We start from the raw sequence: 12,554 nt of genomic DNA, 5'->3' as shown, positions 1-12,554 counted from the left end.
GAGCGGACGGAGCAAGGGGTGCGGTCCCTCGGGACCGCACCCCTTCAGTCGCTCCGCGTACCGGTCGTCACCCGGATCGGCAGCACCGCCATCGCCTCCCGCAGCGCCGCCGCGAACTCCTCGAACTCCTCGTGCCGCGCCGCCCCCGTCCGCATCCCCAGCGCCACCCGCCTCGACGGCGCCGGCTCCGCGAAGTACCCGGTGGCCAGCGCGTCGTTGCGGCCGGTCTCGACCCTCACCGCGGTCCGCGGCAGCAGCGTCACACCGAGCCCGCCGGCGACCAGCTGGACCAGCGTGGAGAGCCCGGCCGCGGTCGTGGTGACCGGCGCCCCTTCCGTGCGCCCCGCCTCCCGGCAGATGTCCAGGGCCTGATCGCGCAGGCAGTGCCCCTCGTCGAGCAGCAGCAGCGGCAGCTCGCGCAGCGCCTCGCGCGGAATGTCGGCACGCCCGCCCAGCCAGTGGTCCTTCTCCATCACCAGCACGAAGTCCTCGTCGAAGAGCGGGAGTTCGGTCACCCCCGGCACCCCGAGCGGCACGGCGAGCAGCAGCAGATCGAGTCTTCCCGCAGCCAGCCCCTCCAGCAGCGAGGAGGTCTGCTCCTCGTGCACCTGGAGGTCGAGCTCCGGGTAGCGCTCGTGGACCAGCCGCAGCACGGTCGGCAGCAGATACGGGGCCACGGTCGGGATCACACCGAGCCTGAGCACCCCGGTGAACGGCGCCCGGACCGCCTCGGCCTCCTCCATCAGCTCACCGACGGCCTCCAGCACCGCGCGGGCCCGCACCGCGAGCCGCTCGCCGGCCGGCGACAGCAGCACCTTGCGCGTCGTACGCTCGATGAGCTGTACACCCAGCGCCTCCTCCAGCGCCGACACCGCTCCGGAGAGCGCCGGCTGACTCATCCCGATTGCTGCCGCCGCGTCCCGGAAGTGCAGATACTCGGCGACGGCCACGAAGGCGCGCAGCTGCGACAGGCTGGGCTGTTTGGGCCGACTGCCCTGATTGCTCTGCGCCACTGATAGGCACCTCCGATCATCACGGCCGAGTGTAGCTATTTCCGTGATCAATGCACTCTGTGCCAAGGTGGACTCCGTCCAACCCTCAGGAAATCCCCCAAAAGGGAATTCCAACGCTACAAGGAGAGCGCGTGCTCACTGTCGGTGACAAGTTCCCCGAGTTCGACCTGACTGCTTGTGTTTCGCTGGAGAGCGGCAAGGAGTTCGAGCAGATCAACCACAAGACCTACGAGGGCAAGTGGAAGATCGTCTTCGCGTGGCCGAAGGACTTCACCTTCGTGTGCCCCACCGAGATCGCCGCCTTCGGCAAGCTGAACGAAGAGTTCGCCGACCGTGACGCCCAGATCCTCGGTTTCTCCGGTGACTCCGAGTTCGTGCACCACGCCTGGCGCAAGGACCACCCGGACCTGACCGACCTGCCCTTCCCGATGCTGGCCGACTCGAAGCACGAGCTCATGCGTGACCTCGGCATCGAGGGCGAGGACGGCTTCGCCCAGCGCGCCGTCTTCATCGTCGACCAGAACAACGAGATCCAGTTCACGATGGTGACCGCCGGTTCCGTGGGCCGTAACCCCAAGGAGGTCCTGCGGGTCCTGGACGCCCTGCAGACCGACGAGCTGTGCCCGTGCAACTGGACCAAGGGCGAGAACACCCTCGACCCGGTCGCCCTCCTCTCGGGCGAGTGAGCTGACAGCGACATGGCACTCGACGAACTGAAGGCCGCCGTTCCGGACTTCGCCAAGGACCTGAAGCTGAACCTCGGTTCGGTCATCGGGAACAGCGAGCTGCCGCAGCAGCAGCTCTGGGGCACCGTCCTCGCCTGCGCGATCGCCTCGCGCTCGCCGAAGGTGCTGCGCGAGCTGGAGCCGGAGGCGAAGGCCAACCTCTCCGCGGAGGCGTACACCGCCGCGAAGTCGGCCGCCGCCATCATGGCGATGAACAACGTCTTCTACCGGACCCGGCACCTGCTGTCGGACCCCGAGTACGGGACGCTCCGGGCGGGTCTGCGGATGAACGTCATCGGCAAGCCCGGCGTGGAGAAGATCGACTTCGAGCTGTGGTCGCTCGCCGTCTCCGCGATCAACGGCTGCGGCCAGTGCCTGGACTCCCACGAGCAGGTGCTGCGCAAGGCCGGCGTGGACCGTGAGACCATTCAGGAAGCCGTCAAGATCGCCTCGGTGATCCAGGCGGTCGGCGTGACCCTCGATGCCGAGGCCGTGCTCGCCGAGTAGGACCAGCAGTACCCCTTGTACGAGAAGGGCCCCAGGGACGACCGACCGTCCCCGGGGCCCTTCTCTCTTCCGTCTGCCGCCCGTGGGCCTACTTGCCGGGCCCGTTCTTCGTGCCGCCGCCGTCGTCGCCGTAGTCGATGTCCTCGGGCGGCGATCCCGGCGCGGGTGTCGGAGCGACATCGACCGCGGTCGCCCCGCGCGGGGACGGCGCGTAGCGCAGCGCCTGCTCCTGCCCGTACGCCCGTAGATAGCCGACCACCGTGTTGGTGACCGCGACCAGCGGCACCGCGACGACCGCGCCGCCGATGCCGGCGATCATGCCGCCCGCGGCGACCGAGAGGACGACGGCGAGCGGATGCACCCGCACCGCGCGTCCCAGGATGAACGGCTGCAGCACATGGCCCTCGATCTGCTGCACGGCGAGCACCACCGCCAGCACCATCAGGGCGGTGAACACGCCCTCGGTGACCAGCGCGACGACCACCGCCAGCGCCCCGGAGATCACGGCGCCGACCAGCGGGATGAAGGCGAAGAGGAAGATGAAGACGGCCAGCGGCACCGCCATCGGCACATCGAGGAAGAAGATCCCGAGCCCGATGAAGATCGCGTCGATCAGCGCCACTATGACGGTGCCCCGCACATAGGCGGTCAGCGTCCGCCAGGCGCGCGGCCCGGCGCCCGCGACACCCGGCCGCGCCTGGGCCGGCACCAGCTTCAGCACCCAGTGCCAGATGCGCCGCCCGTCGTACAGCAGGAAGAGCGTCGAGAACATCGCCAGCAGTATCCCGGTGAGGACCTCCGCCATCACGGTGACGCCCTGGAGTCCGGCGGAGGTGATCTGCTCGGTGTTGGTGCCGATGGTGTCGCTGAGGTTCTTCGCGACATCGTTGATCTGCTGCTCGGTGACATGGAAGGGGCTGTCGAGCAGCCAGTGCTTCAACTCGTCGATACCGTCCCGCACCTTGTCGGAGAGGGTGTCGAGGTTGTCCATGACCTGCCAGACCACGAACCAGCCGACCAGGCCCATGATGACGAAGCCCAGGATCGCCGTGACGGCGGTGGCCAGACCGCGCGGCAGCCCGTAGCGCCTCAGCCGGGCAACGGTCGGCTGCAGCATCGCGGTGACGAGCAGCGCGGCGACGAAGGCCAGGACCACCAGTTGCACGGCGCTGATGACCCGCATCAGCACCCAGAGGGTGCCCGCCAGGACGAGCAGCCGCCAGCCCGCCTCGGCCGCGACCCGCATCCCCCAGGGGATCGCCGCGACCGGATCGGGCCGGGCGGCGACGGAGGGGGCGTACGAGGGCGGCGGCGGCACATGGTCGGCCACGGCATCGCGCCGGGCCTCCTCGTGCGGCACGGCTGCGGACGGTACGTCTCCGGACGGCTCGGCTCCGGCGGGCACGACGGAGGCGGGCACCGGCAGTTCGGTCCGCGCGGACGCGTCCCCCGCGGCCTCGTCCCTGCGCTGCTCCAGCCGATCGCCCAGTTCGGTCAGCTCGGCGCCCAGCCGGCCGAGCCACCCCGGAAGTTTCGACATGATCGTTCCTCTTCCCCCGTCTTCTCTCCCCACCGCTCCACCACCGAGCCGACCGTACACGCGCGAAGCCCCTCACCGTAGGACGGCAAGGGGCTCTGCACGGTTGAGACCGGAACCTCGGGAGGTTCTAGTACCAGTGGTTGGCCTGCCAGAAGGCCCAGGCACCGCACGGGCTTCCGTAGCGGCCGCTGTTCATGTAGCTGAGGCCCCACTTGATCTGGGTGGCCGGGTTGGTCTGCCAGTCGGCGCCGGCGGTCGACATCTTCGAGCCGGGCAGCGCCTGGACGAGGCCGTAGGCACCGGAACTCTCGTTGACCGCCCGGTAGTTCCAGCTCGACTCGACGTTCACGATGTTGCTGAAGCACTGGAACTGGTCGGCGGGCACCATCTGACGCGCCATCGCCTGGATCTCGGCCACGGTGTACGAGCCCTGCTGGGCGAACGCGGAAGCGCTGCGGACCGAGGAGCGGCTGGCGCGCTCGGCCGCTTCCTTTTCCTTCTTCTCCTTGCGCTCCTGCTCCAGCTTGTCCTCGGCCGCCGCCTTCTTCGACTTGGCGTCCTTGGCGGCCTGGATGCGGGCCGCTTCCTCCACGGACTTCTTCGCCGCCGCGTCGGCGGCGGAAGCCTGGGCATCGGCCTGCTGGGTCAGCGAGGCGGTCTGCACCTGGGCCTGCTGGCCCGCGGGGATGTCTGCGAGCAGCGTGGTGTCGGCTGCGGTCGCCTCGAAGTTGTTGTCGTCGACAGCAGGAGTGCTGCCCGAGGCAACGCCAACGACGGCGCCAACGGTGGTTACGGCGGTGGCGGATGCCACGGCGAACCCCCGGACCGAGATCCGGCTCACACGGTGTCCTTCCAGCATCGCCCGCTTAGGTGACCTCGCGGACGCAATCGTGCCCCTGGCGCTGGCCTCCCTACTGCTTGGGTCACGGGAGGCACGGGCCCGGTGGGCGACTCCCCGGAGGGAGCGCCGCGTGGTGCTCGCGGGCGGCATACGGACGGCGATTGTTGAGTTGTGTGGTGCGTGGCACCTCTGGGGGTGCGGTGTGCCGTATGCGGGGCCTGACGGAAGCAAGACTCTGCCGGAACGTCACACCGGGAAGCAATTCTCTGTTGCGTGTGAAAGCTCACACCTCGTTTGGAGCAAGTGATTTTCGGAAATGGCGCCGCAACACGATGCCGCCCGGCTAAGCTGCTTCGCTCGCCGGGCGGCACCAACTGTCGCATCCCGTATCAGATCTGGCCTTCCTCCAGCATTTCGGTCACCAGTGCGGCGATCTGCGAGCGCTCGGAGCGGCTGAGGGTGACATGCGCGAAGAGCGGATGGCCCTTCAGTTTCTCGACCACGGCGACGACTCCGTCGTACCGGCCGACCCTGAGGTTGTCCCGCTGGGCCACGTCGTGCGTGAGCACCACCCGGGAATTCGCCCCGATCCGGGACAACACGGTCAGCAGTACGTTCCGTTCGAGCGACTGTGCCTCGTCGACGATCACGAAGGCGTCGTGGAGCGAGCGGCCCCGGATATGGGTGAGCGGCAGGATCTCCAGCATCCCGCGCCCCAGCACCTCCTCGAGGATCTCGCGCCCGGCGACCGCCGAGAGCGTGTCGAAGACGGCCTGCGCCCAGGGGCTCATCTTCTCGGCCTCGGTGCCGGGGAGATAGCCCAGCTCCTGCCCGCCGACCGCGTACAGCGGGCGGAAGACCATCACCTTCTGGTGCTGCCTGCGCTCCAGGACGGCTTCGAGCCCGGCGCAGAGCGCCAGCGCCGACTTGCCGGTGCCGGCCCGGCCGCCCAGCGACACGATGCCGACGTCCTGGTCGAGGAGGAGATCGAGGGCGATGCGCTGTTCGGCGCTGCGGCCGTGGATGCCGAAGGCCTCCCGGTCGCCGCGCACCAGGCGCACATTGCCCTCGGCGGTGACCCGGCCGAGCGCCTTGCCGCGCTCGGACTGGAGGACCAGTCCGGTGTGCACGGGCAGTTCGGCGGCTTCGGGTACGTAGACCGTCTCCTCCCCGTAGAGCAGATCGACCTGCTCACCGGCGAGGGAGAGCTCCGACATGCCCGTCCAGCCGGAGTCGGTGATGGCGAGTTCGGCGCGGTACTCCTCCGCGAGGAGGCCGACCGAGGACGCCTTGATGCGCAGGGGCAGGTCCTTGGAGACGACCGTGACGTCGTACCCCTCGGCCTGGAGGTTGCGCGCGACCGCGAGGATCCGTGAGTCGTTGTCCCCCAACCGGTAGCCGGCTGGCAGTACGCCGGGGTCGGAATGGTTGAGTTCGACGCGCAGCGTCCCGCCCAGATCCCCGAGCGGGATCGGGGCGTCGAGCCGGCCGTACCGGACCCGGAAGTCGTCCAGCAGGCGCAGGGCCTGCCGGGCGAAGTAGCCGAGCTCCGGGTGGTGCCGTTTGGCCTCCAGTTCCGTGACCACGACGATCGGGAGCACGACTTCGTGCTCGTCGAACCGGGCCATGGCGTTCGGATCGGCCAGCAGGACGCTGGTGTCGAGAACATAGGTGCGCCTGTCGGGCATGCGGCGCTTTGTGCTGGTCACCACGGAAGGACGTACCCCCTCGGACGAGGTTGGGGTGCGACGGCGTCGCGGAGCATCCCAATGGGAGAGGACGGACCGGGCTTGGGCCCCGATGCGCGGGCCGGGTACCGGCCCTCCGCGTCGGCCGCGTTGTTCGTACGGTCCTTCGTGTGCAAAGGGCCTCCCGGGCGAGCGGACTCCATGCCGCTCACTTGGACACGACGTCCGCCTGGTTTGTGACCGGACGTCGACCTGTCAGGGGTATTCCCTCGAACACGCGAAGCCATGCCGCCCCGGGGCAGGCGGGTGAGCTGGGATTGGTGCCCCGGGGCACGTGGGTTCGGGCTCGCCACCCGCACGGTTCCGTCCTCGAACGCCGGACGGGCTGGAGGTGGCGGACGGACCCCGGGGAGTCCGCGGAGGGTCAGCCGCCGTAGCGGCGGCCCCGGGCGGCGTAGTCACGCAGCGCGCGGAGGAAGTCGACCTTGCGGAAGGCCGGCCAGAAGACCTCGCAGAAGTAGTACTCGGAGTGCGCGGTCTGCCAGAGCATGAAACCGGACAGCCGCTGCTCGCCGCTGGTGCGGATGACCAGGTCCGGGTCGGGCTGGCCCCGGGTGTAGAGGTGCTCGGAGATCAGGTCGGTGGAGACGATCTCCGCCAGGTCCTCGAACGACGTCCCCTTGGCGGAGTGGTCCAGCAGCAGCGAGCGGACCGCGTCGGCGATCTCCTGGCGCCCGCCGTAGCCGACGGCGACATTGACCAGTATTCCGTCGACACCGATCGTGGCCTGTTCGGCCTCCTTGAGCACCGTCTGGGTGTGTGCGGGCAGCAGGTCGAGCGTGCCGACGTGGTGGACCCGCCAGCGGCCGTCCGACGCGAGGTCGCGCACGGTGTTCTCGATGATCCCGAGGAGCGGGGTCAGCTCGGACTCGGGGCGGTCGAAGTTGTCCGTGGAGAGCAGCCAGAGCGTGACGACTTCCACATCCGTCTCGCTGCACCAGCCGAGAAGTTCCTTGATCTTGTCCGCGCCGGCCTGGTGCCCCTGCGCGGCCGTGCCGCCGGACGCCTTCGCCCAGCGCCGGTTGCCGTCGAGGATGACACCGATGTGCTTGGGCACCTGGGTGTGGTCGAGGCGGGCCTCCACCCGGCGCGCGTAGAGCCCGTACACCAGGTCGCGCAAGTTCACTGAGTTCACCTCTCGGTTCCGTGCGGGCCCGCCCGCCCCCTAGCCCGGGGTCCGGGGTCGTCCCCCTGGGGATCGCCGCACCGGTCACAGAGTCCATCGCCCCGCCGTGCCGTGGCAGTCCCCGAAGCCGCCACATTACTGCGCAGGCGGCGCACCGGCCCAACCCGGCCTGTCACAAGTCCGTGATAAGGAGAGAAACGTGACTGATTCTCCTCTCTATTACCGGGCCGCCGGATCGCGCTACGACTCGATGGAGTACCGCCGCACCGGCCGCAGCGGTCTCAAGCTTCCCGCCGTCTCCCTCGGCCTCTGGCACAACTTCGGCGACGACCGCACGCTGGACTCCCAGCGGGCGATCCTGCGCCGTGCCTTCGACCTCGGTGTGACCCACTTCGATCTTGCCAACAACTACGGGCCGCCGCCCGGCTCCGCCGAGCTCAACTTCGGCAAGCTGTTCCGCCAGGACTTCGCCCCGTACCGGGACGAGCTGATCATCTCCACCAAGGCCGGCTACGAGATGCACCCCGGCCCTTACGGCGAATGGGGTTCCCGCAAGTACCTGCTGTCGTCGCTCGACGCCTCGCTGAACCGGATGGGGCTGGATTACGTCGACATCTTCTACTCCCACCGCTTCGACCCGGAGACCCCGCTGGAGGAGACGATGGGGGCACTGGCCTCCGCCGTCCAGCAGGGCAAGGCGCTGTACGTGGGTGTGTCCTCGTACAACGCGGAGCAGACCGCCGAGGCGGCCGGGCTGCTCAAGGAGATGGGCGTACCGGCGCTGATCCACCAGCCGTCCTACTCGATGATCAACCGCTGGATCGAGGACGGCGACCTGCTCGACACCCTGGAGACGGCCGGCATGGGCTGCATCTCCTTCGTGCCGCTCGCCCAGGGCCTGCTCACCGGCAAGTACCTGGCGGGCATCCCGGAGGGGTCCCGCGCCACCCAGGGCAAGTCCCTGGATCCCGGTCTGCTCTCGGACGAGGTGGTCCGCCGGCTGAACGGGCTGAACGACATCGCCCGCCGGCGCGGCCAGTCACTGGCCCAGCTGGCGCTCTGCTGGGTGCTGCGCGACAGCCGTATGACGTCGGCCCTGATCGGCGCGTCGAGCGTGAAGCAGCTGGAGGAGAACGTCGCGGCGCTCGGCGGACAGCCGCTGTCCGCCGAGGAGTTGAAGGAGATCGACACCTTCGCCGTGGACACCGAGGGCACCAACATCTGGGCCGGACGGGGCTGACGGCGGGCGGTTCCGCGGGGCCGGTACGCGGCCGGCGTCGCGGGCCGAAAAAACGGGCCGGTCCGTGGGGGGGGATACGGACCGGCCCGAGGGGGGGTTTCCACCATAACCCTTCGTAAGTGATGCTGCGCGCCACGCCACTCCACAATCACTCTCCGAATTCACCGGACTCCGTTGTGCGCACATCGTCCGGTTGACGTCCGGGGCAGCGCCGAACGCCTTCGGGCCGCGATACAGGACAGGAACTGTCCTGAAGGGCGGCTAGCTTCCCCGTCATGACGACCCGAACCGCATCCGTGACCTGGACCGCCGCGAACGCCCGCCGGATGGCGCGCCAGGGGCTCACCGTCCCCGGTCGCCTCGGCCCCGCCGACGTGGTCGGTACGCTGCCGGCCGCGCATGCCCAGGTGCTCTCGGCCGCCGAGCTCTCCGTCGGGCTGCGGACGACGGGCCTGACCCGTGCCGAGGTGCGCGATGCGCTGTGGAAGGACCGCACCCTGGTCAAGACCTTCGGGCCGCGCGGCACCGTCCATCTGCTGCCGATGTCCGAACTCCCCCTGTGGACCGGTGCGTTGTCCGCGCTGCCGACCGGGCGCAACCCGTTCGCCAAGGACGCCCGGATGACACCGGAGCAGGTCGAGGCGGTGCTCGCCGCGATCGAGGAGGCGCTGACCGGGGCCGAGCTGACCGTCGACGAGCTCTCCGAGGCGGTGGTGGAGCGGGCCGGGGCGTGGGCGGGGGACCTGGTGATGCCCGCGTTCCAGGGGATGTGGCCGCGCTGGCGGCAGGTGATGCATCTGGCGGGCCACCGCGGCGTGCTGTGCTTCGCACCGGATCGCGGCCGCAAGGTCGCCTACACCCGCCCCGGCGTCGTACCGCTCGACGGACCCGAGGCCCTCGCCGGTCTCGTACGCCGCTATCTGCACGCGTACGGACCCGCCACGCCCGCGCACTTCGCGAAGTGGCTGGCGCTGTCTCCCGCCTGGTCGGCGGAGCTGTTCGCGGGGACGGCCGCGCGCGGGGAGATCGAGCAGGTGACGTACGAGGGCGGGCCGGCCTGGGTGGTGGCGGGCGACACCGGCTTCCCGGCGGAGCCGGTCCGCGGGGTGCGGCTGCTCCCCTACTTCGACGCCTTCCTCATCGCGTCCCAGCCGCGCGAGCGGCTCTTCCCCGGTGCGGCGTACACGCGGGCGCTGGCGGGCGGCCAGGCGGGGAACTTCCCGGTGCTGCTGGTCGACGGCACGGCCGCCGGGGTGTGGCACCAGCGGCGTTCGGGCCGCCGGATCACGGTCACCGTGGAGCCGCTGGCGCCCCTGACGGCCGGGCAGCTGCGGGAGCTGGAGGCGGAGGTGGCACGGGTCGGTGAGGTGCTGGAGGGGAACGCGGAGCTGACGGTGGGCAAGGTGACGGTGGGGGCGCACGCGTAGAGCATGCGCAGGGGTACGTGACGGTGGCCGCGGGGCGGCGCTCAGGTGGTCGCCGGTGCGCCCCGGTGGCCCCGGGTGAAGCGGATCGCCACGGTGTCTCCGCCGATGACCACGAAGCTTCCGCCCTCGCAGCGGATGACGGCCTCGCACACCTGGCCGTTCTCGTCCCCGCGTTCCTCGGTGCGGGTGACCGTCCAGCCGCCGTCGGGCGGCTGCGGCAGGCTCGACACGGTGGCGAACTCCCACTGCCCCGACGGTACGCACCAGCCGGGCAGCCGCGGCCAGGCCCCGGGCCCGACCCGCAGGGTCCCGTCGGAGGCGCAGGTCAGAAGCAGCGACTGGCCGTCGGCCAGCAGGAATTCGACGGCCTCCGGCTCCCCCAGCCGCCCCTCCGGGCGGTAGAAGACACCGAGCACTCCGATGATCCGCGCGCCCCTGAGCCAGTCGGCCCTCCCCTGCCGCGGGACCCGCGGCGTTTCCTCTTCGTTCCCCACCCTCATGGCCAAATCCTTCCCCAGGAGTTCACTGCCCAGGGTCGCATCCTCCGGCCGTGAGCGGCGGGTGCGACTCAGAGGCTGTCGGGTGACCTCGGATCGGAAAAGCGGACGCGGTCCGGTGCGTGCGGTTCCAAGGCGAGGAGGGAGGCGACGCGGAGCGTCGTCGACCGACGACAACGCGGGAAGCGTGCGTGCCAGGGCGTGGCCGCCCGGTCCGAGGTCACCCGACAGCCTCTCAGGGCCGGGCATCCGGTTTACGGGCCTCGATCAGGAATCGGGTGGTGTGGGCGACGAACGGCCCCTCGGCCTCGATCAGGTGGTGCAGCTCGGCCAGTCGCGGCCGGTACTCCTCGACGGTGAAGCCCGGCACCATCCAGATCACCTTGCGCAGGAAGTGGACGACGGCGCCGATGTCGAAGAACTCGGTGCGCAGGGTCTCCGCCCTCAGATCGACGACGTCCAGGCCCACCGCCTCGGCCGCCGCCCGCGCCTGTTCGGGGTCGCGGGAGCCGCGCACCTCGGGGGGCTGCGGGCCGAGGAAGAACTCGACGAGCTCGAAGACGCTGGCCGGGCCGACCTGTTGCGAGAAGTACGTGCCGCCGGGGGCGAGCACCCGCGCGATCTCCGCCCACCAGGTCGTCACCGGATGCCGGCTGACCACCAGGTCGAAGGCGTTGTCGCCGAACGGCAGCGGCGGCTCGTCCGGATCGGCGACCACGGCCACGCCGAGCGGGTGCAGGAGCGCGGTGGCACGGGCGATGTTCGGCGGCCAGGACTCGGTGGCGACGGCGAGCGGCGGCAGCTTCGGTACGGAGGCGAGGACCTCGCCGCCGCCGGTCTGGATGTCGAGCGCGGCCCCGGCCCGTCGCATGCGGTCCGCCATGGCACGGGCATAGCCCCAGGAGGGGCGCTGCTCGGCGGCCCGGCCGTCGAGCCAGGAGAAGTCCCAGCCGTCGACGGAGGCGGTGGCCGCCTCCAGGACGAGGGCTTCGAATCGTGCGCGTTCCGCTTCGGCGGCCGCTTCTTCGGATGCTCCGGACATACGGGAATGGTGTCAGCCGGGCGCCGGGCGGCGCGACCTCATTAGGGGCGTCCGCCCGTTGACGGACGCCCCGACCGATCGTTTCGCAATGAGGTTCGCAGTCGCCCCGAGTGGGACGTGCGCGTCGGCTCCACCGTCCGCCGGGCCCATCGGCACCCTGCCGGAGCGGCGGGTGGGGCGGGGCCGGCGGGGTCCGGGCCGTTGCCTGCTCGACCGTACGCCACGGCCTCACCTCGGGTTATCACCTATTTGATGCGTTTTCCCCGACTGCGGCCGGTATTGCCTCTTTTCGCCTATAGCGTGGCGCCAGCATCGTTCGAGCTGCCCGACGGGGTCTCAGGGCTGCCTGGCGGGTCGTGTCCCGTTGTCGGCTCGACGAAGCACCGTTCCGTCATGACGCAACATCGCCGACAGGGCCGGCCGGCGCGCCGGCCTTCGTGTGAAGGGGAATCCGTGATCTCGAAAACCAAGAGGGCCGCGCGTTCGGTGGCCGTGGCGCTCGCCACGACTGCCGCGCTCACCATCAGCATGCCGAGTGGTGATGCCTTCGCCATCGACCACGTCCAATGTGTCGGTGGGGAGAACTTCCTGAAGATCTGGTCGCACTTCGAGGGCCGTGAGAGCGTCGACTGCTACGCGAACGGCGGGAAGACCGACTTCGGCGGGTGGTGGATCGACCGGATCTCCACGGGCAACAACGACCTGATCTACTACGACGCCAACGGTGACTCGGTGAAGATCGAGCGCTGGCACGACATCACCTTCCCGAACCAGCCGCCGAAGGTCGTCGCCATCCAGATCGTGTGACGAGTTGACGTCCGGTTGCGGGGAATGACCGTCCCGGCCAC

General features: G+C 70.0%; 12 protein-coding genes. 5 read left to right on the top strand and 7 right to left on the bottom strand.

Annotation, left to right across the window (positions count from 1 at the left end):
• Window positions 1-44: 44 nt before the first annotated feature.
• A complete protein-coding gene (locus ACFVX4_RS27490; protein ID WP_389981801.1) occupies window positions 45-1,013 on the bottom strand; it encodes a hydrogen peroxide-inducible genes activator in 969 nt (322 codons plus the stop codon).
• A gap of 131 nt (window positions 1,014-1,144) precedes the next feature.
• On the opposite strand from ACFVX4_RS27490, the gene ACFVX4_RS27485 reads away from it, so the two are divergent.
• Complete coding sequence (locus ACFVX4_RS27485; RefSeq protein WP_003966619.1) at window positions 1,145-1,699, top strand: peroxiredoxin; 555 nt, start codon at window positions 1,145-1,147, stop codon at window positions 1,697-1,699.
• Between the two features lie 12 nt (window positions 1,700-1,711).
• Entirely contained in the window at window positions 1,712-2,245 is a 534-nt protein-coding gene (locus ACFVX4_RS27480) for an alkyl hydroperoxide reductase (RefSeq protein ID WP_072483998.1), read from the top strand.
• An 88-nt stretch (window positions 2,246-2,333) separates the two neighbouring features.
• Here ACFVX4_RS27480 and ACFVX4_RS27475 read toward each other — a convergent pair whose 3' ends face one another.
• The 4 genes from ACFVX4_RS27475 to ACFVX4_RS27460 all read right to left on the bottom strand — a co-directional run bounded on the left by ACFVX4_RS27475 (window position 2,334) and on the right by ACFVX4_RS27460 (window position 7,500).
• Complete coding sequence (locus ACFVX4_RS27475) at window positions 2,334-3,785, bottom strand: AI-2E family transporter (protein ID WP_389981799.1); 1,452 nt, start codon at window positions 3,783-3,785, stop codon at window positions 2,334-2,336.
• A gap of 127 nt (window positions 3,786-3,912) precedes the next feature.
• Entirely contained in the window at window positions 3,913-4,626 is a 714-nt protein-coding gene (locus ACFVX4_RS27470; RefSeq protein ID WP_389981797.1) for a transglycosylase SLT domain-containing protein, read from the bottom strand.
• A 389-nt stretch (window positions 4,627-5,015) separates the two neighbouring features.
• The gene (locus tag ACFVX4_RS27465) at window positions 5,016-6,338 is read right to left on the bottom strand and encodes a PhoH family protein (RefSeq protein WP_389981795.1); all 1,323 of its coding nucleotides are present in this window, start codon (window positions 6,336-6,338) and stop codon (window positions 5,016-5,018) included.
• A 400-nt stretch (window positions 6,339-6,738) separates the two neighbouring features.
• A complete protein-coding gene (locus tag ACFVX4_RS27460) occupies window positions 6,739-7,500 on the bottom strand; it encodes an isoprenyl transferase (RefSeq protein ID WP_266425462.1) in 762 nt (253 codons plus the stop codon).
• Window positions 7,501-7,699: 199 nt separating this feature from the next.
• On the opposite strand from ACFVX4_RS27460, the gene mgrA reads away from it, so the two are divergent.
• Window positions 7,700-8,740: an L-glyceraldehyde 3-phosphate reductase gene (mgrA, locus tag ACFVX4_RS27455; protein ID WP_389981793.1), complete on the top strand. Its 1,041-nt coding sequence runs from the start codon at window positions 7,700-7,702 to the stop codon at window positions 8,738-8,740.
• Between the two features lie 275 nt (window positions 8,741-9,015).
• Window positions 9,016-10,167 carry a winged helix DNA-binding domain-containing protein gene (locus ACFVX4_RS27450; protein WP_389981791.1) on the top strand — a complete coding sequence of 384 codons (1,152 nt, stop codon included), beginning with the start codon at window positions 9,016-9,018 and terminating at the stop codon, window positions 10,165-10,167.
• Window positions 10,168-10,208: 41 nt separating this feature from the next.
• On the opposite strand, the gene ACFVX4_RS27445 is transcribed toward ACFVX4_RS27450, so the two are convergent.
• Both ACFVX4_RS27445 and ACFVX4_RS27440 read right to left on the bottom strand, forming a co-directional pair.
• Window positions 10,209-10,667, bottom strand: coding sequence for a hypothetical protein (locus ACFVX4_RS27445; protein ID WP_385338438.1), 459 nt, complete (start codon window positions 10,665-10,667; stop codon window positions 10,209-10,211).
• 232 nt (window positions 10,668-10,899) lie between these two features.
• The gene (locus ACFVX4_RS27440) at window positions 10,900-11,706 is read right to left on the bottom strand and encodes a class I SAM-dependent methyltransferase (RefSeq protein ID WP_389981789.1); all 807 of its coding nucleotides are present in this window, start codon (window positions 11,704-11,706) and stop codon (window positions 10,900-10,902) included.
• Window positions 11,707-12,159: 453 nt separating this feature from the next.
• On the opposite strand from ACFVX4_RS27440, the gene ACFVX4_RS27435 reads away from it, so the two are divergent.
• Window positions 12,160-12,513, top strand: coding sequence for a beta/gamma crystallin domain-containing protein (locus ACFVX4_RS27435; RefSeq protein ID WP_389981787.1), 354 nt, complete (start codon window positions 12,160-12,162; stop codon window positions 12,511-12,513).
• Window positions 12,514-12,554: the final 41 nt, after the last annotated feature.

Origin of the sequence: Streptomyces sp. NPDC058240, assembly GCF_042882135.1 — a bacterium.
GTDB lineage: Bacteria > Actinomycetota > Actinomycetes > Streptomycetales > Streptomycetaceae > Streptomyces.
The sequence above is the reverse complement of the archived record's forward strand: the minus strand, read 5'-3'. Positions and strand labels throughout refer to the sequence as shown.

Bases quoted from the DNA above. Each gene is read 5' to 3' on its own strand.
- ACFVX4_RS27450 (WP_389981791.1), top strand. From the start codon at position 9,016: ATGACGACCCGAACCGCATCCGTGACCTGGACCGCCGCGAACGCCCGC.
- ACFVX4_RS27475 (WP_389981799.1), bottom strand. From the start codon at position 3,785: ATGTCGAAACTTCCGGGGTGGCTCGGCCGGCTGGGCGCCGAGCTGACC.
- ACFVX4_RS27445 (WP_385338438.1), bottom strand. From the start codon at position 10,667: ATGAGGGTGGGGAACGAAGAGGAAACGCCGCGGGTCCCGCGGCAGGGG.
- ACFVX4_RS27480 (WP_072483998.1), top strand. From the start codon at position 1,712: ATGGCACTCGACGAACTGAAGGCCGCCGTTCCGGACTTCGCCAAGGAC.
- ACFVX4_RS27440 (WP_389981789.1), bottom strand. From the start codon at position 11,706: ATGTCCGGAGCATCCGAAGAAGCGGCCGCCGAAGCGGAACGCGCACGA.